A 25,298-nucleotide genomic window follows, 5' to 3' on the forward strand; every position below is an offset into this window, starting at 1 on the left:
ATGACGAACCTTCGCAAAGTGAACATCGACGGAACCGAGATCGAGGTGGATGGGGCGATGACCCTCATCCAGGCCTGTGAAGAGGCGGGCGTGGAAATTCCGCGCTTTTGCTATCACGAGCGTCTGTCGATCGCCGGGAACTGCCGGATGTGCCTTGTGGAGGTCGTCGGTGGCCCGCCCAAGCCGGCGGCCAGCTGTGCCATGCAGGTGCGCGATCTGCGCCCCGGCAAAGATGGCGAGCCGCCGGTCGTGCGCACCAATTCGCCCATGGTGAAAAAGGCCCGCGAGGGTGTCATGGAGTTCCTGCTGATCAACCACCCGCTGGATTGCCCGATCTGCGATCAGGGCGGCGAGTGCGATCTGCAGGATCAGGCGATGGCGTATGGCGTTGATTTCAGCCGCTTCCGCGAGCCCAAGCGCGCGACCGAGGATCTGGATCTGGGACCTTTGGTCGAAACGCACATGACGCGCTGCATTTCCTGCACGCGCTGTGTGCGATTCACCACCGAGGTCGCGGGCATCAGCCAGATGGGCCAGACCGGCCGGGGCGAGGATGCCGAGATCACGTCCTATCTGGGCGAGACACTGGACAGCAACCTGCAGGGCAACATCATCGACCTTTGCCCCGTCGGCGCGCTGGTCAGCAAACCTTACGCCTTCACCGCCCGCCCGTGGGAGCTGACCAAGACCGAGACGATCGACGTGATGGATGCGCTTGGCAGCAACATTCGCGTCGATACTAAGGGCCGCGAAGTCATGCGCATGCTGCCCCGCAACCATGACGGCGTGAACGAGGAGTGGATTTCGGACAAGACCCGCTTTGTCTGGGATGGCCTGCGCCGCCAGCGTCTGGACACGCCTTACATCCGTGAGAATGGCAAGCTGCGTCCCGCAAGCTGGCCCGAGGCACTGAGCGCTGCCGCGGCCGCCATGAAGGGCAAGAAGGTTGCCGGCCTTGTCGGGGATCTTGTCCCGGTCGAGGCGGCGTTTGCGCTGAAACAGTTGATCGAGGGGCAGGGCGGCCATGTCGAGTGCCGCACCGATGGGGCCAAGCTGCCCGCCGGGAACCGCTCGGGCTATGTCGGTACGGCGCGCATCGAGGATCTGGATGACGCAGGCAGCGTCACGATCATCGGCGCGAACCCCGCCATCGAGGCGCCGGTTCTGAATGCGCGCATCCGCAAGGGATGGCTGCGCGGCGGCACGGTCAGCCTGATCGGCGAGGCCTGCGAGTTGACTTACGAGTATGACCACGCGGGCGAGGATCGCGCCGCGCTGGAAAAACTGGTGAAGGACGCCAAGGCATCCGACAGTAAATCCATCGTGATCGTCGGGCAGGGTGCCTTGCAGGAGGCCGATGGCGAAGCTGTTCTGGCCCATGCGATGCAACTGGCCGAGAAGACCGGAGGCAAGCTGCTGGTGCTGCACACCGCTGCGGGCCGGGTCGGCGCGATGGATGCGGGCTGCACCACCGAGGGCGGCCTTGAGGCGGCTCTGGAGGGCGCCGAAGTGATCTACAACCTCGGCTCGGACGAGACCGAGATCAAGGACGGACCCTTCGTGATCTACCAGGGCAGCCATGGCGACCGCGGCGCGCACCGCGCCGATATCATCCTGCCGGGCGCCGCCTATACCGAGGAGCAGGGCCTTTTCGTCAACACCGAAGGGCGCCCTCAGCTTGCGCTGCGTGCCAATTTTGCGCCCGGCGAGGCCAAGGAAAACTGGGCCATCCTGCGCGCGCTGTCGGGCGAGATGGGCAGCGTTCTACCCTATGACAGCCTGCCGCAACTGCGTCAGGCGCTGGTGGCCGAGGTGCCGCATTTGGCGCAGATCGACGATGTCCCCGAAAACGAGTGGCAACCGCTGGAGGCCAAGGCGATGGGCAAGGCAACGTTCCGCAGCGCGATCAAGGATCACTACCTGACCAACCCGATCGCCCGCGCAAGCCAGCTGATGGCCGAACTGAGCGCGAATGCCAAGGCCCGCCGCGCCCCCAAGATGGCGGCGGAGTAAGCCATGCGCGCGGGGCAGCATATCATTGCGGCCTGCCTCGCCGCGCTGGTTCTGGCGGGCTGCGCCGCGCCGAACCAGATGGAGAGCTATGTGGGCCGTCCCATCGGCGCGGCGGTTCTGGATCACGGCAGCCCGGTGGAAGTATTTCAGCTGTCCGACGGGCGGCGCGCCTTTCAGTGGGAATTGACCAAGACAGGCTTTCGCCCGTCGCCGCAGCCCCGGATCGGTGTGGGCATCGGCATCGGCAGGCATGGCTGGGGCGGCTGGAGCGGCGGCATGACCACCCTCGGCACCGATTACATCCCCTATTCCAAGACCTGCCGCTACACCCTGATCGGCGAGAAGCGCGGCGATGACTGGATCGTCAGCGAATTTCGCAAACCGACACCGGGATGCGCCTGATGCGGGCGGCGCGGGGTCATGGTGCGGCGCTGCTGGCCCTTGCCGCTTCGGGCGCGCTGGCGGGCTGCGCGGCGGGCGAGGACGGCACCGGCGAGTCGGCACTGCCCTTCGCGCCCGAGTATCGCGGCGTCAAGACAGACCTTCTGGACGGCGATCTGGTGAATTTCCACGTGTCGATGACCGGCGCGCGCGGCAGCGCCGATATCGCCCGCTATGCGGAATGCGCCGCGGCGCAATATGCGTTGATCCGCGGGTACGGATTTGCGCGTCATGTGCGCACGAATATCGCGGATGAGGGTGGCATCTGGCGCGCCGATGCGGTTTATACGATCTCGCCTGCCTTGCCGCGCGGGCTGAAAACAATCGACGCCGAAGTCGTGGCCGCCGACTGTGCGGAAAACGGAATACCGATGGTATGAGGACCTGATGGCTGAATTCTTTACCACCCCTACGGGGACCGTCCTGCTGATTTTTGCGCAGTGCCTTGCAATGCTTGGCTTTGTGATGATCAGCCTTCTGTTTCTCGTCTATGGCGACCGCAAGATCTGGGCCGCCGTGCAGATGCGGCGCGGCCCCAACGTGGTCGGCGTGTTCGGCCTGCTGCAATCCGTGGCCGACGCGCTGAAATACGTCCTCAAGGAAGTGGTGGTGCCGGCGGGCGCGGACAAGACCGTGTTCATCATGGCCCCCATCGTCAGCTTTGTTCTGGCCGTCATCGCCTGGGCGGTGATTCCCATGGCGGATGGCTGGGTGCTGTCGGATATCAACGTGGCCATCCTCTATGTCTTCGCCGTTTCTTCGCTGGAGGTCTATGGCGTGATCATGGGCGGCTGGGCGTCGAACTCGAAATACCCGTTCCTCGGCTCGCTGCGCTCGGCGGCGCAGATGATCTCATACGAGGTCAGCCTTGGCCTGATCATCGTCGGCATCATCATCTCGACCGGCAGCCTCAATTTCGGCGAAATCGTTGCCGCGCAGGATACGAAATACGGCTTCTTCGGCTGGTACTGGCTGCCGCACCTGCCGATGGTCGCGCTTTTCTTCATCTCCTGCCTGGCCGAGACGAACCGCCCGCCCTTCGACCTGCCCGAGGCCGAGTCGGAGCTGGTTGCCGGTTATCAGGTAGAGTATTCCGCGACGCCCTTCCTGCTTTTCATGGCAGGCGAATATATCGCGATCTTCCTGATGTGCGCGCTGACCTCGCTGCTGTTCTTCGGCGGCTGGCTGTCGCCGATCCCGGGCCTGCCAGACGGCGTTCTGTGGATGGTCGGCAAGATGGCGTTCTTCTTCTTCCTCTTCGCGATGGTCAAGGCGATCACGCCGCGCTATCGCTATGACCAACTGATGCGCATCGGCTGGAAGGTGTTCCTGCCGCTGAGCCTTGCCTGGGTGGTGATCATCGCCTTCCTCGCGAAGTTCGAAGTTCTGGGCGCGTTCTGGGCCCGCTTCGCGATGGGGAGCTAAGGCATTGGGATGCGAGACCCGCTGGAATGGCGCGGTCAATGCGGGTAAGACGCGGCTGAAGATCGAGACTCAGTCCGAAGCGACAACAAGGAGCTGACGAAATGGCGAATATCGACTATGGACGCGCAGCCGGTTACTTTCTGCTGAGCGATGTGTGGAAAGGACTGGGGCTGGGCCTCAAGTATTTCTTCGCGCCCAAGGCCACGCTGAACTACCCGCATGAAAAGGGATATCTGTCGCCGCGCTTTCGGGGCGAGCATGCGCTGCGCCGCTATCCCAATGGCGAAGAGCGCTGCATCGCCTGCAAGCTCTGCGAGGCCATCTGCCCTGCGCAGGCCATCACCATCGACGCCGAACCGCGCGATGACGGCAGCCGCCGCACCACGCGCTACGATATCGACATGACGAAATGCATCTATTGCGGCTTCTGCCAGGAGGCGTGCCCCGTCGATGCCATCGTCGAAGGCCCGAACTTCGAGTTTTCCACGGAGACCCGCGAAGAACTGTTCTACGACAAGGACAAGCTGCTGGAGAACGGCGATCGCTGGGAGGCCGAGATTGCCCGCAACCTCGAGTTGGATGCACCCTACAGATGAGCGACGCGAAAAACCCCTTCGAGCAGATGATGCGCCAGATGCAGGACATGGCCAAGGCCATGAATCCGGCGATGGAGGCATTCTCGCCCAAAGCCTTCGAGGCGATGTGGCAGACCATGCCGCGCGACCTGATGGAGATGACCTTCGGCAAGGGCTTGAACCCCGATGGGCTTGATGCCAAGACGCGCCTGCTGCTGACGCTGGCAGGGCTGACCATGCAGGGCGCTCAGGCCGATACGGCGGTGCGCCTGACCGTGCGCCACGCGCTCGAGGCCGGCGCGACCGAGGCCGAAGTGGCCGAGACGATCGCGACCATGTCCATGTTCGCAGGACTTCCGGCGACCTCCCGCGCGATGGATCTGGCCCGCGAGGTGATGGACGGGGACAACGAGGAAGGAAAAGACACATGACCGCTATGGCGTTTGCCTTCTATCTTTTTGCAATTTCGGCGCTGACCGGTGGCCTCTTTACCGTCATCAGCCGCAACCCGGTGCATTCGGTGCTTTGGCTGATCCTCAGTTTCATCAGCTCGGCGGGCCTTTTCGTACTGCTGGGCGCCGAATTCGTCGCCATGCTGCTGGTCATCGTCTATGTGGGCGCTGTCGCGGTGCTCTTCCTCTTCGTCGTGATGATGCTGGACGTGGATTTCGCCGAGCTGAAGGCCGAGATGGCGAAATACATGCCGCTTGCGCTGCTGATTGCCGTGATCCTGCTGATGCAGTTCGGCATCGCCTTTGGCGCGTGGGAGGTTTCGGCCGGGGCCGAGGCCGCCGCTGCCGCACCGGCGCCGGTGGATGTGCATAACACCGCGGCGCTGGGTCTGCTCCTTTATGACAAGTATTTCCTTCTCTTCCAGCTGGCGGGTCTGATCCTGCTGGTCGCCATGATCGGGGCCATCGTTCTGACGTTGCGCCACCGCGTCGACATCAAGCGGCAGAATGTGCTGCATCAGATGTGGCGCGACCCCAAGAAGGCGATGGAGCTGAAGGACGTCAAACCGGGGCAGGGCCTCTAGGCGCTCTCTCCACTATTTAATGCAGGGCCAGTAGGTCTCGCCACAAACCAAGGATGAAACGCATGTCCAGAAATACGATTGTCGTGCTCGTGGTGGTGCTGATCATCATCTTTGGCGGATATTCTCTGATCGGCTAGTCAGCCGCCAGGCGCCCAGCCAGAGGCGCGCGACAGGAAAGACTGAGGGACAGACATGATCGGAATTGAACATTACCTGACGGTGGCGGCGACGCTGTTCGTCATCGGCATCTTCGGGCTATTCCTGAACCGCAAGAACGTCATCATCCTGCTGATGTCGATCGAGCTGATGCTGCTGGCGGTGAACATCAATCTCGTTGCCTTCTCCAGCTTTGCCGGCGATCTGGCGGGCCAGGTCTTTACCCTGCTGGTCTTGACCGTCGCCGCGGCCGAGGCTGCGATCGGCCTTGCGATCCTAGTCTGCTTCTTCCGCAACCGTGGCACGATCGCGGTCGAAGACGTCAACGTGATGAAGGGCTGAGATCATGGAAAAGATCATCCTCTTTGCCCCGCTGGTGGGCGCGATCATCTCCGGCTTTGGCTGGCGCATCATCGGCGACAAGGGCGCGCAGTGGGTCTCGACCGCGCTCTTGTTCCTTGCTTGCGCGCTCAGCTGGGTGGTCTTCATCGGCCATGACGGCACGACACAGCAGATCCATATCCTCGACTGGATCCAGTCGGGCCTCCTGGACACCAGCTGGTCAATCCGGATGGACCGGCTGACCGCGATCATGCTGATCGTCGTCACTTCGGTCTCGGCGCTCGTGCACCTTTATTCCATGGGCTACATGGCCCATGATCACAACTTCAAGGACAGCGAGAGCTATCGCCCCCGCTTCTTTGCCTATCTGTCGCTTTTCACCTTCGCGATGCTGATGCTGGTGACCGCCGACAACCTGGCGCAGATGTTCTTTGGCTGGGAGGGCGTGGGCCTCGCCTCCTACCTGCTGATCGGCTTCTACTACCGCAAGCCGTCGGCCAACGCTGCCGCGATCAAGGCTTTCGTGGTCAACCGCGTGGGCGATTTCGGCTTTGCGCTGGGGATCATGGCCCTTTTCCTGCTGACCGACTCGATCCAGTTCGACGATGTGTTCGCCGCCGGGCCGCAACTGGCCGAGACGAACCTGCGCTTTCTCTGGACGGACTGGAACGCGGCCAATCTGATCGCCTTCCTGCTCTTCATCGGCGCGATGGGCAAATCCGCGCAGCTGGGCCTGCACACATGGTTGCCCGACGCGATGGAAGGTCCGACCCCGGTTTCGGCCCTGATCCACGCGGCGACGATGGTGACCGCGGGCGTCTTCCTGATCTGCCGCATGAGCCCGATCATGGAATACGCGCCCGAGGCGCTGCTTTTCGTGACCTTCATCGGCGCGACCACGGCCTTCGTCGCCGCCACGATCGGCCTCGTGCAGAACGATATCAAGCGCGTGATCGCCTATTCGACCATGTCGCAGCTGGGCTACATGTTCGTCGCGGCGGGTGTCGGCGCCTATTCGGTGGCGATGTTCCACCTGCTGACCCATGCCTTCTTCAAGGCGATGCTGTTCCTTGGCGCCGGATCGGTCATCCACGGGATGCATCACGAGCAGGACATGCGGAACTATGGCGGCCTGCGCAAGAAGCTGCCCTACACGTTCTGGGCCATGATGATCGGCACGCTTGCCATCACCGGCGTGGGTATCCCGCTGACGCATTTCGGCTTTGCCGGTTTCCTCAGCAAGGACGCCGTGATCGAGAGCGCCTGGGCCGGCACGGCAGGGGGCTATGCCTTCTGGATGCTGGTGATCGCCGCGCTGATGACCAGTTTCTACAGCTGGCGCCTGATGTTCCTGACCTTCTTCGGCACCGCGCGGGGCGACAAGCATACGCATCAGAACGCGCATGAATCTCCCATGGTCATGCTGGTCCCGCTTGGCGTGCTGGCCATCGGCTCGGTCTTTGCGGGCATGATCTGGTATGGCAGCTTCTTTGGCGATCACGCGCAGATCAACCGCTTCTTCGGGATCCCCGCGCATCACGCGGAGGCGAGCGAGGGCGAGGGCACCCATGGTGAAGGCGCCGTTGCCGCCACCGAAGAACTGGCCGAGGGTGATGTCGCCGCCGCAGCCGATGCTGCGACCGCCGACATTCCCGAAGGCGAGGCCACCGAGGCGGGCGAGGCCCATGCCGAGGCGGAGGCCCCCGGCGGCATAGTGCCCGGCATCGCCCCCGAGGGCGCGATCTACATGGGCGCGGAGAACACCGTGATCGACGACGCGCATCATGCGCCGGTCTGGGTCAAGGTCAGTCCCTTCATCGCCATGGCCATCGGCTTCTTTATCGCGATGTGGTTCTACATCTGGACCCCTGCAACCCCCGGCAAATGGGTGGCTGCGCAGCGCCCGCTCTACAATTTCCTGCTGAACAAATGGTATTTCGACGAGATTTACGACGTGACCTTCGTTCAGCCTGCCAAGAAACTGGGCGGCTTCCTGTGGAAGCGCGGTGACGGCGGCGTCATCGACGGCGGCATCAACGGGCTGGCGATGGGCATCGTGCCCTTCTTCACCCGCCTCGCGGGCCGCGCGCAGTCCGGCTACATCTTTACCTATGCCTTCGCCATGGTGATCGGGATCGCGGTCCTCGTCACATGGATGACGTTCACCGGAGGGGCAAACTGATGGAAAACGTTCTGTCGATCACCACGTTCATCCCCCTCATCGCGGCGGCCATCCTGGCCATCTTCCTGCGGGGCGAGGACGCGGCAGCACAGCGCAATGCCAAATGGGTGGCATTGGCCGCGACCGTCGTGACCTTCGCCGTGTCGCTCTTCATCCTGGTGGATTTCGACCCCTCCAATACCGGCTTTCAGTTCGTGGAAGAGCGTGAATGGCTGCTGGGCCTGCAATACAAGATGGGCGTCGACGGGATCAGCGTTCTATTCGTGATGCTGACCACCTTCATGATGCCGCTGACCATCGCGGCCTCGTGGAACGTCAAGACGCGCGTCAAGGAATACATGATCGCCTTCCTCATCCTCGAGACGCTGATGCTTGGCGTCTTCATGGCGCTGGATCTGGTGCTCTTCTATCTCTTCTTCGAGGCGGGCCTGATTCCGATGTTCCTGATCATCGGCATTTGGGGCGGCAAGGAGCGGATCTACGCGTCGTTCAAGTTCTTCCTCTACACCTTCCTCGGATCGGTGCTGATGCTGGTCGCGATGGTCGCCATGTTCTCGGATGCGGGCACGACGGATATTCCCACGCTGATGCGGCACGCCTTCGATGCCGAAACGTTCAGCGTGCTGGGCTTCTCGGTCGTGGGCGGGATGCAGACGCTGATGTTCATCGCCTTCTTTGCCAGCTTTGCGGTCAAGATGCCGATGTGGCCGGTACATACCTGGCTGCCCGACGCGCACGTTCAGGCGCCGACCGCAGGCTCGGTCGTGCTGGCCGCTATCCTGCTGAAAATGGGCGGCTACGGCTTCCTGCGGTTCAGCCTGCCGATGTTTCCCATCGGCTCCGAAGTAATGACTCCGCTGGTGCTGTGGCTGTCGGCGATTGCCATCGTCTACACGTCGCTCGTCGCGCTTGCGCAGGCGGATATGAAAAAGCTGATCGCCTATTCGTCGGTCGCCCATATGGGCTATGTCACGATGGGTATCTTCGCCGCCAACCAGCAGGGGATCGATGGCGCGATCTTTCAGATGCTCAGCCACGGCTTCATCTCGGGCGCGCTCTTTCTCTGCGTGGGCGTGATCTATGACCGGATGCACACGCGCGAGATCGACGCCTATGGCGGCCTCGTCAACCGGATGCCGGCCTATGCGCTGATCTTCCTCTTCTTCACCATGGCCAATGTCGGCCTTCCGGGCACCTCCGGCTTCGTCGGCGAATTCCTGACGCTGATCGGGGTGTTCCAGGTCAACACATGGGTCGCGCTGGTCGCCACCTCGGGCGTGATCCTGTCGGCGGCCTATGCGCTCTGGCTCTATCGCCGGGTGGTGCTGGGCGATCTGATCAAGGAAAGCCTCAAGTCGATCAGTGACATGACCGGCCGCGAGCGGGCGATCTTTGCGCCGCTGGTGGTGATGACCCTGCTTTTGGGCGTCTACCCAAGCCTCGTGACCGATATCATCGGCCCCTCGACAGAGGCCCTGATTTCCCAGTATGACACCGCGCTGGCGGAGGGCGGCAGTGCCGCCGTCCAGACCGCCGAAGCCGCGCATTGAGGAGGCCCAGATGATCCAGGCTGATCTGAATATTATCCTGCCCGAGATCGTCATCGCGGTCTACGCGATGCTGGCCCTTCTGGGCGCGGTCTACACGATCAAGGACAAGGCCGCAGGCGTCCTGATCTGGCTGACTGCCGCGCTTTTCGTCGCGATGGCCTTCTGGATCGGCACGACCGGGTCGGGCACGCATGTGGCCTTTTCGGGCATGTTCATCGACGATGGGTTTTCCCGCTTTGCCAAGATCATGATCCTGATCAGTGCCGCTGCCGTGATGGTGATGGGCCAGGATTACATGGCGCGGCGCGGCATGCTGCGGTTCGAATATCCGATCCTGATCGCGCTCGGCACTGTGGGCATGATGATGATGGTCAGCGCCGGGGACCTTATGTCGCTCTATATGGGGCTCGAGCTGCAATCGCTCGCGCTCTATGTCGTCGCCTCGCTGCGCCGTGACAGCGCCAAATCGACCGAAGCGGGCCTCAAGTATTTCGTGCTGGGCGCGCTCAGCTCGGGGATGCTGCTTTATGGCGCGTCGCTGGTCTATGGCTATGCGGGCACAACCGGCTTTGCGGGCATCATCGACGCTGCCGAGGGCCGCGCGCCTCTGGGGCTGCTCCTTGGCCTCGTCTTTGTCATGTCGGGCCTTGCCTTCAAGGTCAGCGCCGTGCCGTTCCACATGTGGACGCCGGACGTCTATGAGGGCGCGCCGACGCCGGTCACCGCCTTCTTCGCCACCGCGCCCAAGGTTGCGGCGATGGCGCTGTTCGCGCGGGTCGTCTGGGGTGCGTTTGGCGGGATCGTGCCTGACTGGCAGCAGATCATCGCGGTCCTGAGCGTGCTATCGATCTTCTGGGGCAGTTTTGCCGCGATCGGGCAAACGGACATCAAGCGCCTGATGGCCTATTCGTCGATCGCCCATATGGGCTTTGCGCTGATGGGCCTCGCCTCGGGGACCGAGTTCGGCGTTCAAGCCATGCTGATCTATATGGCCATCTATGTGACGATGAACGTGGGCACGTTCGCCTTTGTCCTCTCGATGCAGAAGGATGGCTTGCCGACGACGGATATCCGCAGCCTGAACCTTTATTCCAAGGCGCATCCGGGCCGGGCACTGGCGATGCTGGTGCTGCTCTTCTCGCTGGCAGGCGTGCCGCCGCTGGTCGGGTTCTTCGGCAAGTTCTACGTGCTGCGCGCGGCCTATGAGGGCGGCCTTGTCTGGCTGGCCGTGCTGGGCGTCGTCGGCTCGGTGATCGGCGCGTTCTACTACCTGCGCATCGTCTACTACATGTATTTTGGCGAAGAGGGCGAGACGCTGGATCCGCCGGGATCGGCCGTGCTCTGGGGTTTCCTCATGGTGTCGGCCGCGATCATCGGGCTGGCTTGGCTACCGGGGATCAACCTCTTCGGCATCGAAGGGGCTGCGCAGGCTGCGGCGGCGACGCTGGTCAACTGAGCGCATTGCCCCATATGTGCAATCAAGGTGACGCGCCACGGCGCGTCGCTTTTGTTTTTGCAGACCTTAGGTCTAGTGCGCTCCGCGCGGGAGTATTTGAAGAACGATGAAAGATCCGGATTGGCCAGAAGGGTATGCCCGTCGCATGCTGGGCGAGGTGGACAGCACCAATGCCGAGGGGCTCCGCCTTGCGCGAACCTTGGCGGGACCGACCTGGATCTTTGCGCAGCGGCAGGTGGCCGGGCGTGGCAGGCGCGGCCGCGCGTGGACCGATCCTGCGGGGAATTTCGCAGCCTCCCTGGTGCTCAGGCCCGAGGGCGCGCCGGGGCGGGCGGCCTTGCGGTCCTTCGTGGCGGCGCTGGCGCTACATGATGCGCTGAGCGCAGTGGCGCCGCATGCCGATCTGGCGCTGAAATGGCCTAATGATGTGCTGCTGTCGGGGGGCAAGCTGGCCGGGATATTGCTGGAAGGGGCCAGTAGCGCCGAGCGGATGGAGCATCTGGTCATCGGCTTTGGCGTCAACCTGGCCGAGGCACCGCCCCGGGGTGATGCGGCGGTGGCGCCTGTATCCTTGCGGGGTGGGGCTGGCGTGGATGTCACGCCCGAGGCGCTGCTGGGACATCTGGCCGCTGCCTATGCGCGGCGCGAGGCCGAGTTCGTCGCCGAAGGCTTTGCGCCTGTTCGGGACGCCTGGCTGGCGCGGGCCGCACGGCTGGGCCAGGAGGTGATCGCGCGCACCATGCAGGGCGAGACGCGTGGCATCTTCGAGACTGTGGACGCGGATGGCCAACTGGTTCTATCTACGCCGGGCGGTCGCCGGGTCATTCCGGCGGCGGATGTTTTCTTTGGGCAGGGGGCCGCGTGATGCTGTTGGCGATTGATTGCGGGAACACCAATACGGTCTTTTCCATCTGGGACGGAACGGAATTTCTGTGCACGCTGCGCACGTCCACCCATCATGCCCGCACGGCGGATGCCTATTTTACCTGGTATTCCACCCTAGTGAAGCATTACGGCATCGAGGTGGATATCACCGATGTGATCATCTCCTCGACGGTGCCGCGCGTCGTGTTCAACCTGCGCGTCTTTGCCGACCGGTTCTTTGGCTGCCGGCCCATTGTGGTGGGCAAGCCTGATTGTGCGCTGCCCGTGCAGCCGCGCGTCGATGCGGGCACGCTGGTGGGGCCGGACCGTCTGGTGAACACGGCGGGTGCCTTTTCGCGGCATGGGGGCGATCTGATCGTTGTGGATTTCGGCACCGCCACCACCTGCGACGTTGTCGCAGAGGATGGCGCCTATGTAGGCGGAGTCATCGCGCCGGGCGTGAACCTCAGCCTCGAAGCGCTGCACATGGCCGCCGCGGCCTTGCCGCACGTGGATGTGACGACCCCGCCACGCGTGATCGGCACCAATACTGTCGACTGTATGCAGTCTGGGGTCTACTGGGGCTATATCGGCCTTGTGAAAGGCCTTTGTGACAAGATCCGGGCCGAGTATGCGCGCCCGATGAAAGTGATCGGAACGGGCGGCCTTGCGCCGCTCTTTGCCCAGGGCGCCGATCTGTTCGACGAAATTGAAGATGATCTGACGATGCACGGCCTGACCGTGATTCACGACTATAACAAGAAAGGCTGATGCCTCATGAGCAATGAACGTGTAATTTATCTGCCCCTCGGCGGGGCGGGCGAAATCGGTATGAATGCCTATGTCTACGGCTATGGCAAACCCGGCAAGGAGAAGTTGATCCTTGTCGACCTGGGCGTGACCTTCCCCGATATGGATGGCAGCCCCGGCGTGGACCTGATCCTGCCCGACATCTCGTGGCTGGAGAAGCGCAAGAACGACCTGGAAGCGATCTACGTCACCCACGCCCATGAGGACCATGTGGGCGCCATCGCGCATTACTACGCGCAATTGGGTGCGCCGGTCTATGCGCGCGCCTTCACCGCCAATATTGCGCGGCGCAAGCTGGCCGAGCATGGGCACCCCGAGAAATCGGTCAAGGTGGTGCAGCCCTGGCCCGAGACAGTCAAAAGGGGGCCCTTCACCGTGGGATTCGTGCCGATTTCGCATTCCATCCCTGAAAGCTCGGCCCTCGTGATCGACACGCCCAAGGGGCGCATCGTGCATACCGGCGATTTCAAGATCGACACCAGCCCCGGCGTGGGCGAGCCATTTGACCACGCGATGTTCGAAGAGATCGGCAAGGACGGCGTTCTGGCGCTGATGTGCGATTCGACGAACGTGTTCAGCCAGCATGAAGGGCGCTCGGAATCCACCGTCGGCCCTGAGATCGAGAAGCTGGTGGCCTCGGCCAAGGGGATGGTCGCCGCAACCACCTTTGCCAGCAACGTCGCGCGCGTGCTGACGCTGGCCGAGGCCGGCGAGCGGGCCGGGCGCAGCGTCTGCCTGATGGGGCGCGCGATGCGCCGCATGATCGAGGCGGCTGTCGAGACGGGCGTGCTGAAGAATTTTCCGTCCACGGTCAGCCCCGAGGAGGTCAAGAACCTGCCACGCGACAATGTGATGCTGATCGTCACCGGCAGCCAGGGCGAGCGGCGCGCCGCGTCCGCGCAGCTGGCCAATGGCAAGTATCAGGGCGTGACGCTGAAAGAGGGGGATCTGTTCCTCTTTTCATCCAAGACGATCCCCGGAAATGAGCGGGGCGTCATTCGCATCATGAACCAGTTCTCGGAAATGGGCGTCGATGTGGTGGATGACGATTCCGGCCGCTATCACGTCTCGGGCCATGCCAACCTCCCTGATATCGAGGCGATGCATGCTCTGATCAAGCCCCAGATCGTGGTGCCGATGCATGGCGAGCACCGCCATTTGCGCGAGCATGTAAAGATCTGCAACGCCAAGGGTATGCGCGGCGTTCTTGCGGTCAATGGCATGATGATCGATCTGACCGCCAAATCGCCCGGCCCTGCCGAATACATCGAGACAGGCCGCACCTATCTGGACGGCACGGTACGGATCGGCGCGCTGGATGGTGTCGTGCGCGACCGGATTCGAATGGCGCTGAACGGGCATGTCACGGTCAACGTGATCCTCGACGAGGATAACGAGAGCCTTGGCGATCCCTGGTGCGAGATCAAGGGCCTGCCCGAGACGGGCACGTCGAACGCGCCACTGGTCGATGTCCTGGAAGAGGATCTGGCGCAGTTCCTGAACCGCGCGGCCAAGAAGACGCTGGCCGATGAGGACAAGCTGGAGGACGAACTGCGCCGCATCACGCGCCAGTCCGCCAGCAACGAGATCGGCAAGAAGCCCGAGATCACAGTTATTGTCAGCCGCCTGACCTGATCTCGGCGTCATATATTCGATACGAAAACGCCCCGGCCATGATGGCCGGGGCGTTTTGCATTTCAAGTACTGGGGTGGATCAGCCCGCGCGGCGATCCTCGAAGCTGAGAGCGATGAAGCTGGGCATATGATCGCCCATGCCGACGACCTTGTTGTCGCCGCCATTGCCATTGCCCGAGCGGCCACGCCCGCCACGGCTGCGCGAGCGGGAGGATTTGTTTTCCTGCTGCGCCTCCTGTGTCGGCTCGTCCTGCTTGGCCTCACGGCGCGGCCCGGATTGCTTGGGCTCGGGCTGCTTGGTATCGGGTTGCGGCGCGTCTGCCTTGGCTGGCTGCTCCGGCGCCGCGTCCTTGGGCGCTGCATCCTTGGCGGCCTCGGCCTGATCGCGTGGCGCGTCGCCCGGTTTGCGGCGGCTGCGGGTGCGGCGCGGCTTGGCAGGTTTGCCCTCGTCGGCGCCGGCATCCGGCGCATCCTGCGCTGGGGCGGCATCCTGCGGCTCGCCAAGGGGGCTCGGCAGGCGCGGGATCTCTTTCTGGATCAGTGCCTCGATCGCGGCCATGTTCTTTTCGTCCTTGGGCACGCAGATCATCATCGCCTTGCCATCGCGGCCCGCCCGGCCGGTGCGGCCGATGCGGTGCACGTAATCTTCGGGATGCGACGGCACATCGAAGTTGAAGACATGGCTGACCGCCGGCACGTCGAGGCCGCGCGCGGCCACGTCCGAGGCGACGAGGATGCGCAGATCACCTGCGCGGAACCCATCCAGCGTACGCGTGCGCTGGCTCTGGTCCAGATCCCCGTGGATGGGCGCGGCGTCATAACCGTATTTCTTGAGCGACTTGGCGACGGTATCGACGTCGATCTTGCGGTTGCAGAAGACGATGGCGTTGGTGCATTTGTCGCCCTCGCCGTCGATCATCATGCGCAGCACCTTGCGCTTTTCGCTGGCCTCGCGGTCGCGGCGCGAGCCTTTGAACATCACGACGCCCTGCTCGATCGTCTCGCTGGCGGTGGCCTGGCGCGCGACCTCGACCCGCTCGGGGTTGCTGAGGAAGGTGTTGGTGATGCGCTCGATCTCGGGCGCCATCGTGGCGCTGAAGAAGAAGGTCTGGCGCGTGAAGGGTGTGAGCGAGAAAATCCGCTCGATATCAGGGATGAAGCCCATGTCCAGCATGCGGTCTGCTTCGTCAACGACCATGATCTGAACGCCGGTCAGCAACAGTTTGCCGCGCTCGAAATGGTCCAGCAGGCGGCCGGGCGTCGCGATCAGGACGTCAACGCCCTTGTCGATCAGCTTGTCCTGCTCCTTGAAGCTGACGCCGCCGATCAGCAGCGCCTTGGTCAGTTTCAAATGCTTGGAATAGGTGTCGAAATTCTCGGCCACCTGCGCGGCCAACTCGCGCGTCGGGCAGAGCACGAGGCTGCGCGGCATGCGTGCCCGGGCGCGGCCGCGCGCCAGCAGTGACAGCATGGGCAGCGTGAAGCTGGCCGTCTTGCCGGTGCCGGTCTGGGCGATGCCCAGAACGTCGCGTCCTTCGAGCGCGGGGGGAATCGCGCCGGCCTGAATGGGGGTGGGGCTGGTGTAACCAGCCTCGTCGATGGCCTTGAGGACCTTCGGGTTCAGATTCAAATCGGAAAATTTGGTCATGTATATCCGTGGTTTACGGACACGACTTGGCCCGCACGTCTGATCGGGTCCGGGCCCGTATGACCCCGTGGTTCTCCACATATGTGGACCCTTGACGCGCATTTATCCCAAGATTGGGGGAATGGTCAATCGGCCGCGCCGTTTCAGGGCCAATGGGCGGTATTCGGCGCTGATTGTTGCCGTCTTTGCGATAATTCACGCGAAAGGCTGCCGGTGTCAGGACTGGCGGGGAAACATGCGGGCGCGGGCGCCTTCCAGATCGAGGTCGATCCGGTGCAGCAGCCCGTGCGCCTCCAGCCGCGCGCGCAGCTCGGGGTTGGCGGTGCAGACCTGCTCGTAGAAGTGGCGCAGCGCCTCTTCGCCGCCCTCGGCCTCGATCGCGGTAAAGAGCGCGTGCATCGTGATGGGGATGCTGGATGCGCCTTGCAGGTCGGGGCGATAGGAGCCGGCGGTCAGGCGGTAGCGATAGGCGCGCTGCCACGCATCCCAACTGGGCGCGTGCAAATGACATAGGAGCGTGTCCGTGAGATCGACGTCATTGGGTATCCGGCCCGACGCGTCGAATGCGTTGTGAAGGCGCAGGCTGACATCCTCTAGCCCCGTGCGCACAAAGATCTTGCCGGCGACATGGCTGAGAAATCCACCATTCAGCAGCGCGCCGTGGCTGGGATAAATCTCCTGCGTCTGGCCGTTGCGTGGCTGCTGGCGCGGATGGCAGGCCTTGAACCACTGCGGAGCGCCACCGCCCGGCTGCGCCAGCGCCTCGACAGGGCGGATGCGGGCCGTGCGGATATTTGCGGGCAGGGCGGCAAGCTGATCTGCCAGCGGCGCATCGCCCGGCATCAGGAATTCGTCCACGTCGATATGGCCCAGCCAGTCGACGCCGGGGTCCCGGCGGTAGGCGCGGGTGGCATTCGCGCTTTGCCTGGCCTGATGCTTGGCCGGGCGCTGGCGCCGCTTGGCCCAATACGCGCCATCGGTAACCGTGACAATGCAGCGCGGATCGGCGCGCAGGGCACGGCGCGCCTCAGGGCAATCCTCGTCGAGGTAGATATGCAGACGGTGCGCGCCAAGCTCCAGGTGATGCGCGGCAAAGGCGAGGATGTCTTTGGCGGGCGCCTTGATCGTCGACACAAGGCCCCACGTGGTTTCAGTCATGCCGCCCGTCCGTGACTTTCCGGCGCAAAAATCCGCGCTGCAGACAGGATGCCGCGCCCGCCGGGGGCTTGCAAGCCGCCTCTGCCGCGTGACCGATCAGACATGTTTGAGTAAAATTTTACACACTGAGTTGATCCGAGCACAGGAGTGATGGCAGGTTCAGGCGTGGCGAGTGGCGGAGGCACGATGTTTCGATTTCTTGTGGTGTGTTTATGCGCCGCGCTTGTCATGGCTCAGGGTGTCGCCGGCTTTGCGGGCGAGGATCAGGGGTCGGGGCAGGTTGCACAGCAGGGCGCCGCTGCGCAGGACGGTTCTGCACAGGCAGAGGCCGCGCCGCGCGAGGCGATGTCCTGCGGCGACCGCCCCACTGAGCTGAGTGGCGCGCGCCTCGAGACGTTGGTGCGTGCGCTTGATCCCGGCGCCGTGGCGCTTGGCAATGGCTGGCGGCTGAGTATCGAGGGGCAGATCGTCCTGCTGGTGACCGACAGCGCCGCGGGCCGCCTGCGCGTGATGGTCCCCATCCGCAGCGCCGGGGATCTCAGCGCGGAGGAGTTGCAGCGCATGATGCAGGCCAATTTCGACACCGCCCTCGACGGGCGCTATGCCATTGCCGATGGGCTGATCTGGTCGCTTTTCGTGCGCCCCATCAAGGGGTTGGACAAGACGCAGCTGATCTCGGGGCTGGCGCAGGTAGTGACATTGGCGCACAGCTATGGCGCGTCCTATGCCAGCGGCTCGCTGATGTTCGGCGGCGGTGACAGCGACCGGTCGCAGCGCAGTCTGCAAGAGCTTCTGCTGCAGCGGGGACGCGACATCTGAGCAGGGTTGCATCTTGCACTCGTGCGGGCGGGGCTCTACATCCCATTTGAACGGCCGCGAGTGCGGCGGCAGATCGAGGAGCGCGCAGATGGCCATACTTGCCACCGATATAGAAGTGATGATCCGCGAGGCATTTCCCGACGCGCAGGTCAGCGTGCAGGGCGATGATGGCGCCCATTTCGCCGCAGAGGTGGTCGATCCGTCTTTCGCCGGTATGAACCGCGTTCAGCAGCAGCGCGCTGTCTATGCCGCGCTGAAGGGCAAGATGGACGGCCCCGCAGGCGAATTGCACGCCTTGGCCCTGACGACCCGTGCGCCGGGCTGAATGCCCGCGCAGTGCCACCCGAAAACCACCGGAAGGATACGAGATGAGCGACGCCAAGACCCGAATCGACGAGACCGTCAAAGCATCCGACGTGGTGCTCTTCATGAAAGGCACCAAGGAAATGCCGCAATGCGGTTTCTCCAGCCGCGTGGCGGGTGTGCTGAACTTCATGGGTATCGAGTATAGCGATGTGAACGTGCTCGAGGATGAAGCGATCCGCCAGGGGATCAAGGATTACTCCGACTGGCCCACGATCCCGCAGCTTTACGTCAAGGGCGAGTTCGTTGGCGGCTGCGACATCATCACCGAGATGACCCTGTCGGGCGAGCTGGACACGCTGTTTGAGCAGAACGGCGTGACTTACAACAAGGAAGCGGCGGACAAGATCCGCGAAGCCAACGCCTGAGGAGGGTCCTGCGCCTTTCGACAGGGCGGGATTTCGAGTATTTTTACCAAGATGAAACAGGGGCGTGCCGCATGAGCGGCGCGCCTATTTCTTTGCCGCTCTCGCGAGCGCGCTCTGCAAATCGCCATAGCCGGTATGGCGATACTCGAAGGCAAGGCCGAGGCGGGCCGCGCATTCCTCGGCCTTGGCGTAGAGGGCCGGATCCTCGGTCTGGGCCTGATAGACCAGCTTGGTGTAATTGCCGAAGATCATATCCCTGAGTTCCGGGTGGCGGTCGAGGCCCATGGGGCGCCAGACGAAGGCGTCGAACTGCTTGACCAGAAAATCGGTGAGGTAGAAGGCGGTGATTTCGTCCTCATGCCGGGCGAAGGCGTCATTGCCTTCGAAAAAGCTGTAGCAATGCGGGCCGGCGATCATCTCGACGCCCAGCTCGTCGCATTTGGCCTGAAGGAGCCCGCCGGTGCCGCAATCGGCATAGGCGACGAAGATCCGGTCAAAGCGGTCGCGATGCTTGAGGGTCGCGGCCTCGACCGCCTCGGTAATCTTCTGGGGGTAGAGGTGGAGCTTGGCCGGAAGGCAAGCGAGGCTCATGTGGTCCCAACCGTTCAGGCGGATCAGGGCGAGGATTTCGCGCGCCAGCGCGCCGCAAGCGATGATCAGGATGCTTCCTGCCTGCGGCGCCGCGAGGCCGGTTTCAGTCAGCTCGTGATCGGGGGGCAGGGTGCCCTGCGGCAGGTCGGACATGGCGTATACGGCTCCGTCGGGGTCTGCGGTGAATATAGGCGCGCTGGGAGGATCATGCAAAGCGCGGGACTCGCCAGCGGGGGTCCGGGCCCGCGCCGGATCCTCCTGCGCAATTGCCGTTTCGGGAGCGGGGCAGAGGGATGCGGGTCAAAGAAAACGGCCGGGCCCGCGATGGGGCCCGGCCATGTCACCGTCTGTCAGGGGCGCGCAGGGCTCAGGCCATTGCGCCCTGGTTGTGCTTGCGTGCCACGAATTCCTTGGCCGTCTCGACCGCCACGGCCGCATCGCGGCAATAGGCATCCGCACCGATGGCCTTGCCGAATTCCTCGTTGAGGGGCGCGCCGCCGACGAGGACGATGTAGTCGTCGCGGATCCCCTGCTCGACCATCGTGTCGATGACGACCTTCATGTAGGGCATCGTGGTGGTCAGAAGAGCGGACATGCCCAGGATATCAGGGCCTTCGGATTCTAGCGCATTGAGGTAGTTTTCGACCGGGTTGTTGATGCCCAGATCGACCACTTCGAAACCCGCGCCCTCCATCATCATCGAGACGAGGTTCTTGCCGATGTCGTGGATGTCGCCCTTGACCGTGCCGATCACCATTTTGCCGACGCGTGGCGCGCCCGTTTCGACCAGAAGCGGCTTGAGGATATGCATGCCGCCCTTCATCGCGTTGGCGGCCAGCAGCACTTCGGGAACGAATAGGATACCGTCGCGGAAATCCTTACCCACGATGGTCATGCCGCCGACAAGGGCCTTGGTCAGGATGTCGTAGGGGGTCCAGCCGCGCTCGAGCAGGATATTGACCCCTTCCTCGATCTCTTCTTTCAGACCGTCATAGAGGTCGTCGAACATCTGCTGGACAAGCTCGTCGTCGTCCAGATCCGCCAGGATGATGTCGTCTTGGTCTTCGGACATGATGGGATCCCCATGCAGTGGAAGGGCCGTGGCCCCCCGGATGTTTACTTGCGCCACATTTCGTCAATTTGGGCCTACGGCACTTGGCGAATTGCGACACTGGCCGCGTCTGGACCGACCTACCGCGTTCAAATCACGGCGGGAAGGGCCGAAATATGCATGTTGATTATGGTCTTCTTGCATTTGTTCTTTGTTCGTTCTAAACCTTAATGCATGAGCCAGCATCAGACATTCCCCTTCGGCATGGAGCGGCGCGCCCGCGGCGCTGTCTCGAACGATGCGGGCCGGTACGAGCGGCACGCGCGCCATTTCGAGGCGGATGGCTGGGAGGTGCAGGAGGAGGCGCCGCTGCGCACCTCGACCACGATCGAGGTGCCGCGCTGGGTGATCAGCTATAACCGCTCGCCCGATCTGCCGTTCGATCGCTCGATCAATCCCTATCGCGGGTGCGAGCATGGCTGCATCTATTGCTTTGCCCGGCCCACCCATGCCTGGCTGGGCCTGTCTGCGGGTCTAGATTTCGAGACGCGGCTGATCGCGCGGCCCGAGGCGCCAGAGGTTCTGGCGCGCGAGTTGCGGCACCGCGCCTACACCCCGCGCACCATTGCGATCGGGACCAATACGGACCCCTATCAGCCGATCGAGAAAAAGCACGGGATCATGCGCGCCTGCCTCAAGGTGCTGCGTGATTTCCGCCATCCCGTCGCCATCGTGACCAAGGGCACGCTGATCGAGCGCGACATCGACATTCTGAGCGATATGGCGCGGCAGGGGCTGGTGCGCGTCGGTATCTCGGTGACGACGCTGGATGCGGAGCTGTCGCGCAAGCTGGAGCCGCGCGCGCCTGCGCCGCAGCGACGGCTGGCCACCATCCGCGCGCTGAGCGATGCAGGCATCGAGACGCGGATCATGACCTCGCCCATCATTCCAGGTTTGACCGACACGGAGGTCGAATCGCTGCTCAAGGCGGGGCGCGAGGCGGGAGCGATTGCCGCCAGTTGGATCATGCTGCGCCTGCCGCTGGAGGTGGCGCCGCTCTTTCGCGAATGGCTGGAGGCGCAGTATCCGGACCGTGCGACGCGCGTGATGGGGCATGTGCGCGATATGCAGGGTGGCAAGGATTATGACAGCACCTTCGGCAGCCGGATGCGGGGCACCGGACCCTATGCCCAGATGATCGCCCAGCGATTCGACGCGGCGCTGCGCCGCTACGGATATGCGCGCAAGCTGCCCGATCTGCGCTGCGATCTTTTCCGGCCGCCCGCGCGAAGGGGCGACCAGCTCACATTGTTCTGAACGAGTGGAAGGCTTTTCAAAAAGCCTTCCGCATTTTCTTGTGAAAGAAAATTATGGCGCGCCGATCAGCCGCCGCGGCGGCGTGTGCGGCGCGGGGCAGGGGCGTCGTCGCCGGTGCCGTCTACCGCAGAGGAGAATCCGCCCAGCGTTTCGGTGATCTGGTCCAGCGTCGGGCGTGGGCCGCGCTCGCGCGTCTCCAGCGCCTCGCGCATCTTCGATAGGTGTTCGGGCATGGTACCGCAGCAGCCGCCGATGATGGTGGCGCCCGCATCCCGCGCAAGGCAGGCATATTCCGCCATCAGCTCGGGCGTGCCGTCATAGTGGATATGACCATCGACGAATTTCGGGATGCCCGCATTGCCCTTGGCGATGATCGGCCGCTCGGTGCCTTGGGCGACGAAACCCAGCACGGTACGCAAGAGGTCGGACGCGCCGACGCCGCAATTGGCGCCATAGGCCAGCGGCTTGTAGTCCAGCGTCTCGACCATGTCCGCCATGTCGGATGAGGTCATGCCCATCATCGTGCGCCCGGCCGTGTCAAAGCTCATCGTGCCGCACCAAGGCATGTCCGCCAAGCGAAACGCTTCAGCGGCGGCCTTGTATTCCTCGGGGGCGGAAATGGTTTCCAGCCACAGCACGTCGGCGCCACCCTCTTTCAGGCCCTCGGCCTGCTCGTGAAACATCTCGACCGCGATGTCGTGGGTCAGCGTGCCCATCGGCGCCATGATTTCGCCCGTCGGGCCGACCGACCCTGCGACGATCACGTCGCGGCCCGCGGTATCGGCCACTTCGCGTCCGATTTCGGCCGCCATGCGCGACAATTCGCGCGCACGCTTTTGCGCGCCGTGCAGTTTGAGCCGCGATGCGTTGCCCCCAAAGCTGTTGGTCAGAAACAGATCGCTGCCCGCATCGACCGCCATCTTGTAGAGCCGGGTGATCCGGTCCGGATGCGTCTCATTCCAGAATTCGGGCGCATCGCCCGATTCCAGCCCCATGTTGAAAAGGTTGGTGCCCGTGGCCCCATCGGCCAGAATCCAGTCGCGCTGCGACATCATCCGGGAAAGTGCGTTGCTCATCAAATCATCCCAATGCGGTGTGGCGCCCGAACGGGGCGGGCTGGTTTATCATGGCCCGTGTCTCATGGCCGGCGGCGCGCCGCAAACTCATATCGCGCATGTTGACGTGCGGCGCGCGCAAGCCTCAGTTTTCGGCGACCAGCTGCGCCTTGGCGGCGGCCATCAGCTCGGCGCGCTTGGCGCGCACGGTGTCGGGATCGGCCTTGTCGCCCAGATCGCCCGCGACCTTGCGGATCACGTCCTCGAACCCGGCTTCCTCGAAATCGGCCTTGATGACCTCGCGCACATAGGCGTCGACCTCGTCGCCGCTTTTGCCCAGAAGATCGGCGGCCCATTGGCCCAGCAGCTTGTTGCAGCGCGCCTCGGCCTTGAACTTCATTTCTTCGTCATGGGCGTACTTGTTCTCGAATGCGTTTTCGCGGTCCTTGAAAGTGTTCATCGGCTGTGTCCCTTCTGTTTGGCAATGGCGCGGTCTGCGTCCTTTCAGATATGGCCGCATGACGGCCTGACCGCAAGGGCGGGGCGTGCCCGCTTGCGGCAGGGCGGGCCTTGTTCTACATACAGCACCATGACAGCGCGGGGATATATCCCCATTGGCAAGGGTAGGCAGATCATGGCACGTCGCAAGAAGATTTATGAAGGCAAGGCCAAGACCCTCTATGAGGGCCCCGAGCCGGGCACGATCGTTCAGTATTTCAAGGATGACGCCACCGCCTTCAACGCCGAGAAGAAGGCCGTGATTGAAGGCAAGGGTGTGCTGAACAACATCCTTTCCGAGTATTTCATGACCGGGCTCAACAATATCGGCGTGCCGACCCACTTTCTGAAGCGCCTCAACATGCGCGAGCAACTGGTGCGCGCGGTCGAGATCATTCCGCTGGAAGTCATCGTGCGCAACTATGCCGCCGGGACGATGGCCAAGCGCCTCGGTCTCGAAGAGGGCGCGCAGCTGCCGCGCCCGATCGTCGAATACTGCCTCAAGGATGACAAGCTGGGCGATCCGCTGGTCACCGAAGAGCATATTGCCGCCTTTGGCTGGGCCAGCCAGCAGGATCTGGACGACATGCTCAGCCTCGCGCTGCGGGTGAATGATTTCATGGCGGGTGTGATGTATGGCGTCGGGATCAAGCTGATCGACTTCAAGATCGAGATCGGCCGCGTCTATGACGGCGATTTCCAGCGCCTCATCGTCGCCGATGAGATCAGCCCAGACAGCTGCCGCCTGTGGGATATCGAGACCGGGCAAAAGCTGGACAAGGACGTGTTCCGCCGCGATCTGGGCAGCCTGACGGATGCCTATACCGAAGTCGCCAAACGCCTCGGCGTGCTGCCCAAGGGCGCGACGCCCATGGCGCGTCCCACATTGATCAACTGAACCACCATCCCTGCGAGTGACCATGCCTGATTTTCCGCCCCCGATCATCTACCCCAAGACCCGAGGATTCCGCCGATGAAAGCCCGCGTTTACATCATGCTCAAAACGGGCGTTCTCGACCCTCAGGGCGAGGCCGTGCGCCACGCGCTGGGCAGCCTCGGCTTTGAGGGCGTCAATTCGGTGCGCCAAGGCAAGGTGATCGAGCTGGACTTGGCCGAAGGCACCGACGAGGCGACTATCGACGACATGTGCGAGCGCCTTCTGGCCAATACCGTGATCGAAAGCTACCGGGTGGAGATCCTCTGATGCACGCTGCCGTTGTCGTATTCCCCGGCTCCAACTGTGACCGGGATCTGGCCGTGGCGTTCGAGCGGGCAGGGGCCAAGGTAACCATGGTCTGGCACAAGGACACGTCAATGCCCGCGGGCATCGACATCATCGCCGTGCCGGGCGGTTTTTCGTTTGGCGATTACCTGCGCTGCGGCGCCATCGCGGCCAATTCGCCGATCTGCCGATCGGTCAAGGCGCATGCGGACAAGGGCGGCTATGTGCTCGGCGTCTGCAACGGCTTTCAGATCCTGACCGAGACGCGCGTTTTGCCCGGCACTTTGCTGCGCAATGCGGGGCTAAAATATATCTGCCGCCCGGTGCCGCTGACCGTGACCACCGCCGACAGCCCGTTTACCTGCGGCTACGAGGCTGGCCAGACGATCACCGTGCCGATCGCGCATCATGACGGCAATTACCACGCGGACGCGGAGACGCTGAAGGCGCTGGCCGCCGAGGACCGCATCGCGTTCCGTTATGCTCAGAACCCCAACGGCTCGGCTGACGATATCGCGGGCATCCTGTCGGAAAATCGCCGCGTGCTGGGCATGATGCCCCATCCCGAGCGGATGGCCGAACCCCCGCATGGCGGCACGGACGGCGCGGCGATGTTCACCGGACTGGTCAAGCAGCTGGAAAACGCCTGAAACGGGCGCCGCGCATGGCAGGGACTTGAGGCGGCACCCTTGCCGCCGTAGCGTGTTCAGATGAGCAAGACCG

27 protein-coding genes are annotated in these 25,298 nt (G+C 63.3%); 21 read left to right on the plus strand and 6 right to left on the minus strand.

Annotation, left to right across the window (positions count from 1 at the left end; translation table 11 throughout):
- The 14 genes from nuoG to ACEWPL_RS09035 all read left to right on the plus strand — a co-directional run bounded on the left by nuoG (position 1) and on the right by ACEWPL_RS09035 (position 14,485).
- Positions 1-2,013, plus strand: coding sequence for an NADH-quinone oxidoreductase subunit NuoG (gene nuoG / locus ACEWPL_RS08970; protein WP_393931506.1), 2,013 nt, complete (start codon positions 1-3; stop codon positions 2,011-2,013).
- A gap of 3 nt (positions 2,014-2,016) precedes the next feature.
- Positions 2,017-2,415, plus strand: a complete 399-nt coding sequence (locus ACEWPL_RS08975) for a hypothetical protein (protein WP_393931508.1) — start codon at positions 2,017-2,019, stop codon at positions 2,413-2,415.
- A complete protein-coding gene (locus ACEWPL_RS08980) occupies positions 2,415-2,834 on the plus strand; it encodes a hypothetical protein (protein WP_393931510.1) in 420 nt (139 codons plus the stop codon). Before ACEWPL_RS08975 ends, ACEWPL_RS08980 begins: the two co-directional genes overlap by 1 nt.
- Before the next feature lie 7 nt (positions 2,835-2,841).
- Complete coding sequence (gene nuoH / locus ACEWPL_RS08985) at positions 2,842-3,879, plus strand: NADH-quinone oxidoreductase subunit NuoH (protein WP_393931512.1); 1,038 nt, start codon at positions 2,842-2,844, stop codon at positions 3,877-3,879.
- Positions 3,880-3,980: 101 nt separating this feature from the next.
- Positions 3,981-4,475 carry an NADH-quinone oxidoreductase subunit NuoI gene (gene nuoI / locus ACEWPL_RS08990; RefSeq protein WP_281968130.1) on the plus strand — a complete coding sequence of 165 codons (495 nt, stop codon included), beginning with the start codon at positions 3,981-3,983 and terminating at the stop codon, positions 4,473-4,475.
- Positions 4,472-4,885 (plus strand): carboxymuconolactone decarboxylase family protein, encoded by a 414-nt coding sequence (locus ACEWPL_RS08995; RefSeq protein WP_393931514.1) that lies wholly within the window; start codon positions 4,472-4,474, stop codon positions 4,883-4,885. The genes nuoI and ACEWPL_RS08995 overlap by 4 nt, the downstream gene beginning before the upstream one ends.
- Complete coding sequence (locus ACEWPL_RS09000; protein WP_393931516.1) at positions 4,882-5,490, plus strand: NADH-quinone oxidoreductase subunit J; 609 nt, start codon at positions 4,882-4,884, stop codon at positions 5,488-5,490. Before ACEWPL_RS08995 ends, ACEWPL_RS09000 begins: the two co-directional genes overlap by 4 nt.
- Positions 5,491-5,682: 192 nt before the next feature.
- Positions 5,683-5,988, plus strand: a complete 306-nt coding sequence (gene nuoK, locus ACEWPL_RS09005) for an NADH-quinone oxidoreductase subunit NuoK (protein WP_108690608.1) — start codon at positions 5,683-5,685, stop codon at positions 5,986-5,988.
- 4 nt (positions 5,989-5,992) lie between these two features.
- Positions 5,993-8,170, plus strand: coding sequence for an NADH-quinone oxidoreductase subunit L (nuoL, locus tag ACEWPL_RS09010; RefSeq protein WP_393931519.1), 2,178 nt, complete (start codon positions 5,993-5,995; stop codon positions 8,168-8,170).
- Positions 8,170-9,720 carry an NADH-quinone oxidoreductase subunit M gene (locus ACEWPL_RS09015; protein ID WP_393931521.1) on the plus strand — a complete coding sequence of 517 codons (1,551 nt, stop codon included), beginning with the start codon at positions 8,170-8,172 and terminating at the stop codon, positions 9,718-9,720. The genes nuoL and ACEWPL_RS09015 overlap by 1 nt, the downstream gene beginning before the upstream one ends.
- Positions 9,721-9,730: 10 nt before the next feature.
- Complete coding sequence (gene nuoN / locus ACEWPL_RS09020; RefSeq protein ID WP_393931523.1) at positions 9,731-11,176, plus strand: NADH-quinone oxidoreductase subunit NuoN; 1,446 nt, start codon at positions 9,731-9,733, stop codon at positions 11,174-11,176.
- Positions 11,177-11,282: 106 nt separating this feature from the next.
- On the plus strand, positions 11,283-12,041 hold the full coding sequence (locus ACEWPL_RS09025; protein WP_420744336.1) for a biotin--[acetyl-CoA-carboxylase] ligase: 759 nt from the start codon (positions 11,283-11,285) through the stop codon (positions 12,039-12,041).
- Positions 12,041-12,811 carry a type III pantothenate kinase gene (locus tag ACEWPL_RS09030; protein WP_393931527.1) on the plus strand — a complete coding sequence of 257 codons (771 nt, stop codon included), beginning with the start codon at positions 12,041-12,043 and terminating at the stop codon, positions 12,809-12,811. The genes ACEWPL_RS09025 and ACEWPL_RS09030 overlap by 1 nt, the downstream gene beginning before the upstream one ends.
- Positions 12,812-12,817: 6 nt before the next feature.
- The gene (locus ACEWPL_RS09035; RefSeq protein ID WP_393931529.1) at positions 12,818-14,485 is read left to right on the plus strand and encodes a ribonuclease J; all 1,668 of its coding nucleotides are present in this window, start codon (positions 12,818-12,820) and stop codon (positions 14,483-14,485) included.
- Positions 14,486-14,564: 79 nt separating this feature from the next.
- Here the strand turns inward: ACEWPL_RS09035 and ACEWPL_RS09040 are convergent, their stop codons facing one another.
- Together ACEWPL_RS09040 and ACEWPL_RS09045 are read right to left on the minus strand one after the other, a co-directional pair.
- The gene (locus tag ACEWPL_RS09040; protein ID WP_393931531.1) at positions 14,565-16,133 is read right to left on the minus strand and encodes a DEAD/DEAH box helicase; all 1,569 of its coding nucleotides are present in this window, start codon (positions 16,131-16,133) and stop codon (positions 14,565-14,567) included.
- 216 nt (positions 16,134-16,349) lie between these two features.
- Positions 16,350-17,291 carry a glycosyltransferase family 2 protein gene (locus ACEWPL_RS09045; RefSeq protein ID WP_393931533.1) on the minus strand — a complete coding sequence of 314 codons (942 nt, stop codon included), beginning with the start codon at positions 17,289-17,291 and terminating at the stop codon, positions 16,350-16,352.
- Positions 17,292-17,477: 186 nt separating this feature from the next.
- On the opposite strand from ACEWPL_RS09045, the gene ACEWPL_RS09050 reads away from it, so the two are divergent.
- The 3 genes from ACEWPL_RS09050 (at position 17,478) to grxD (ending at position 18,841) form a co-directional block, all read left to right on the plus strand.
- Positions 17,478-18,110, plus strand: a complete 633-nt coding sequence (locus ACEWPL_RS09050) for a hypothetical protein (protein WP_393931535.1) — start codon at positions 17,478-17,480, stop codon at positions 18,108-18,110.
- Positions 18,111-18,198: 88 nt separating this feature from the next.
- Positions 18,199-18,435, plus strand: coding sequence for a BolA/IbaG family iron-sulfur metabolism protein (locus ACEWPL_RS09055; RefSeq protein ID WP_393931537.1), 237 nt, complete (start codon positions 18,199-18,201; stop codon positions 18,433-18,435).
- Between the two features lie 43 nt (positions 18,436-18,478).
- On the plus strand, positions 18,479-18,841 hold the full coding sequence (gene grxD / locus ACEWPL_RS09060) for a Grx4 family monothiol glutaredoxin (protein ID WP_393931539.1): 363 nt from the start codon (positions 18,479-18,481) through the stop codon (positions 18,839-18,841).
- 84 nt (positions 18,842-18,925) lie between these two features.
- On the opposite strand, the gene ACEWPL_RS09065 is transcribed toward grxD, so the two are convergent.
- Both ACEWPL_RS09065 and ACEWPL_RS09070 read right to left on the minus strand, forming a co-directional pair.
- The gene (locus ACEWPL_RS09065) at positions 18,926-19,585 is read right to left on the minus strand and encodes a DUF1638 domain-containing protein (RefSeq protein ID WP_393931541.1); all 660 of its coding nucleotides are present in this window, start codon (positions 19,583-19,585) and stop codon (positions 18,926-18,928) included.
- Positions 19,586-19,799: 214 nt separating this feature from the next.
- Positions 19,800-20,504 (minus strand): corrinoid protein, encoded by a 705-nt coding sequence (locus ACEWPL_RS09070; RefSeq protein WP_393931543.1) that lies wholly within the window; start codon positions 20,502-20,504, stop codon positions 19,800-19,802.
- 213 nt (positions 20,505-20,717) lie between these two features.
- Between ACEWPL_RS09070 and ACEWPL_RS09075 the strand changes: the two genes are divergently transcribed.
- Positions 20,718-21,800, plus strand: coding sequence for a PA0069 family radical SAM protein (locus ACEWPL_RS09075; protein ID WP_393931545.1), 1,083 nt, complete (start codon positions 20,718-20,720; stop codon positions 21,798-21,800).
- 65 nt (positions 21,801-21,865) lie between these two features.
- Here ACEWPL_RS09075 and bmt read toward each other — a convergent pair whose 3' ends face one another.
- Both bmt and ACEWPL_RS09085 read right to left on the minus strand, forming a co-directional pair.
- Positions 21,866-22,876 carry a betaine--homocysteine S-methyltransferase gene (bmt, locus tag ACEWPL_RS09080; protein WP_393931547.1) on the minus strand — a complete coding sequence of 337 codons (1,011 nt, stop codon included), beginning with the start codon at positions 22,874-22,876 and terminating at the stop codon, positions 21,866-21,868.
- Between the two features lie 124 nt (positions 22,877-23,000).
- Positions 23,001-23,315, minus strand: a complete 315-nt coding sequence (locus ACEWPL_RS09085) for a DUF1476 domain-containing protein (RefSeq protein WP_393931550.1) — start codon at positions 23,313-23,315, stop codon at positions 23,001-23,003.
- Positions 23,316-23,489: 174 nt separating this feature from the next.
- Here ACEWPL_RS09085 and purC point away from each other — a divergent pair, with 174 nt between their 5' ends.
- The 3 genes from purC (at position 23,490) to purQ (ending at position 25,225) form a co-directional block, all read left to right on the plus strand.
- The gene (gene purC, locus ACEWPL_RS09090; protein WP_393931552.1) at positions 23,490-24,251 is read left to right on the plus strand and encodes a phosphoribosylaminoimidazolesuccinocarboxamide synthase; all 762 of its coding nucleotides are present in this window, start codon (positions 23,490-23,492) and stop codon (positions 24,249-24,251) included.
- Positions 24,252-24,326: 75 nt separating this feature from the next.
- Positions 24,327-24,557 carry a phosphoribosylformylglycinamidine synthase subunit PurS gene (gene purS, locus ACEWPL_RS09095; RefSeq protein ID WP_393931554.1) on the plus strand — a complete coding sequence of 77 codons (231 nt, stop codon included), beginning with the start codon at positions 24,327-24,329 and terminating at the stop codon, positions 24,555-24,557.
- Positions 24,557-25,225 (plus strand): phosphoribosylformylglycinamidine synthase subunit PurQ, encoded by a 669-nt coding sequence (gene purQ, locus ACEWPL_RS09100; protein WP_393931556.1) that lies wholly within the window; start codon positions 24,557-24,559, stop codon positions 25,223-25,225. Before purS ends, purQ begins: the two co-directional genes overlap by 1 nt.
- The last annotated feature ends 73 nt before the right edge of the window (positions 25,226-25,298 follow it).

The sequence above is a fragment of the Roseovarius roseus genome (genome assembly GCF_043355935.2).
GTDB lineage: Bacteria > Pseudomonadota > Alphaproteobacteria > Rhodobacterales > Rhodobacteraceae > Roseovarius > Roseovarius roseus.

What these genes read in the sequence shown, in the direction of transcription:
- nuoG (WP_393931506.1), top strand. Translation starts at nt 1, where the DNA reads ATGACGAACCTTCGCAAAGTGAACATCGACGGAACCGAGATCGAGGTG.
- ACEWPL_RS08975 (WP_393931508.1), top strand. Translation starts at nt 2,017, where the DNA reads ATGCGCGCGGGGCAGCATATCATTGCGGCCTGCCTCGCCGCGCTGGTT.
- ACEWPL_RS08980 (WP_393931510.1), top strand. Translation starts at nt 2,415, where the DNA reads ATGCGGGCGGCGCGGGGTCATGGTGCGGCGCTGCTGGCCCTTGCCGCT.
- nuoH (WP_393931512.1), top strand. Translation starts at nt 2,842, where the DNA reads ATGGCTGAATTCTTTACCACCCCTACGGGGACCGTCCTGCTGATTTTT.
- nuoI (WP_281968130.1), top strand. Translation starts at nt 3,981, where the DNA reads ATGGCGAATATCGACTATGGACGCGCAGCCGGTTACTTTCTGCTGAGC.
- ACEWPL_RS08995 (WP_393931514.1), top strand. Translation starts at nt 4,472, where the DNA reads ATGAGCGACGCGAAAAACCCCTTCGAGCAGATGATGCGCCAGATGCAG.
- ACEWPL_RS09000 (WP_393931516.1), top strand. Translation starts at nt 4,882, where the DNA reads ATGACCGCTATGGCGTTTGCCTTCTATCTTTTTGCAATTTCGGCGCTG.
- nuoK (WP_108690608.1), top strand. Translation starts at nt 5,683, where the DNA reads ATGATCGGAATTGAACATTACCTGACGGTGGCGGCGACGCTGTTCGTC.
- nuoL (WP_393931519.1), top strand. Translation starts at nt 5,993, where the DNA reads ATGGAAAAGATCATCCTCTTTGCCCCGCTGGTGGGCGCGATCATCTCC.
- ACEWPL_RS09015 (WP_393931521.1), top strand. Translation starts at nt 8,170, where the DNA reads ATGGAAAACGTTCTGTCGATCACCACGTTCATCCCCCTCATCGCGGCG.
- nuoN (WP_393931523.1), top strand. Translation starts at nt 9,731, where the DNA reads ATGATCCAGGCTGATCTGAATATTATCCTGCCCGAGATCGTCATCGCG.
- ACEWPL_RS09025 (WP_420744336.1), top strand. Translation starts at nt 11,283, where the DNA reads ATGAAAGATCCGGATTGGCCAGAAGGGTATGCCCGTCGCATGCTGGGC.
- ACEWPL_RS09030 (WP_393931527.1), top strand. Translation starts at nt 12,041, where the DNA reads ATGCTGTTGGCGATTGATTGCGGGAACACCAATACGGTCTTTTCCATC.
- ACEWPL_RS09035 (WP_393931529.1), top strand. Translation starts at nt 12,818, where the DNA reads ATGAGCAATGAACGTGTAATTTATCTGCCCCTCGGCGGGGCGGGCGAA.
- ACEWPL_RS09040 (WP_393931531.1), bottom strand. Translation starts at nt 16,133, where the DNA reads ATGACCAAATTTTCCGATTTGAATCTGAACCCGAAGGTCCTCAAGGCC.
- ACEWPL_RS09045 (WP_393931533.1), bottom strand. Translation starts at nt 17,291, where the DNA reads ATGACTGAAACCACGTGGGGCCTTGTGTCGACGATCAAGGCGCCCGCC.
- ACEWPL_RS09050 (WP_393931535.1), top strand. Translation starts at nt 17,478, where the DNA reads ATGTTTCGATTTCTTGTGGTGTGTTTATGCGCCGCGCTTGTCATGGCT.
- ACEWPL_RS09055 (WP_393931537.1), top strand. Translation starts at nt 18,199, where the DNA reads ATGGCCATACTTGCCACCGATATAGAAGTGATGATCCGCGAGGCATTT.
- grxD (WP_393931539.1), top strand. Translation starts at nt 18,479, where the DNA reads ATGAGCGACGCCAAGACCCGAATCGACGAGACCGTCAAAGCATCCGAC.
- ACEWPL_RS09065 (WP_393931541.1), bottom strand. Translation starts at nt 19,585, where the DNA reads ATGTCCGACCTGCCGCAGGGCACCCTGCCCCCCGATCACGAGCTGACT.
- ACEWPL_RS09070 (WP_393931543.1), bottom strand. Translation starts at nt 20,504, where the DNA reads ATGTCCGAAGACCAAGACGACATCATCCTGGCGGATCTGGACGACGAC.
- ACEWPL_RS09075 (WP_393931545.1), top strand. Translation starts at nt 20,718, where the DNA reads ATGAGCCAGCATCAGACATTCCCCTTCGGCATGGAGCGGCGCGCCCGC.
- bmt (WP_393931547.1), bottom strand. Translation starts at nt 22,876, where the DNA reads ATGAGCAACGCACTTTCCCGGATGATGTCGCAGCGCGACTGGATTCTG.
- ACEWPL_RS09085 (WP_393931550.1), bottom strand. Translation starts at nt 23,315, where the DNA reads ATGAACACTTTCAAGGACCGCGAAAACGCATTCGAGAACAAGTACGCC.
- purC (WP_393931552.1), top strand. Translation starts at nt 23,490, where the DNA reads ATGGCACGTCGCAAGAAGATTTATGAAGGCAAGGCCAAGACCCTCTAT.
- purS (WP_393931554.1), top strand. Translation starts at nt 24,327, where the DNA reads ATGAAAGCCCGCGTTTACATCATGCTCAAAACGGGCGTTCTCGACCCT.
- purQ (WP_393931556.1), top strand. Translation starts at nt 24,557, where the DNA reads ATGCACGCTGCCGTTGTCGTATTCCCCGGCTCCAACTGTGACCGGGAT.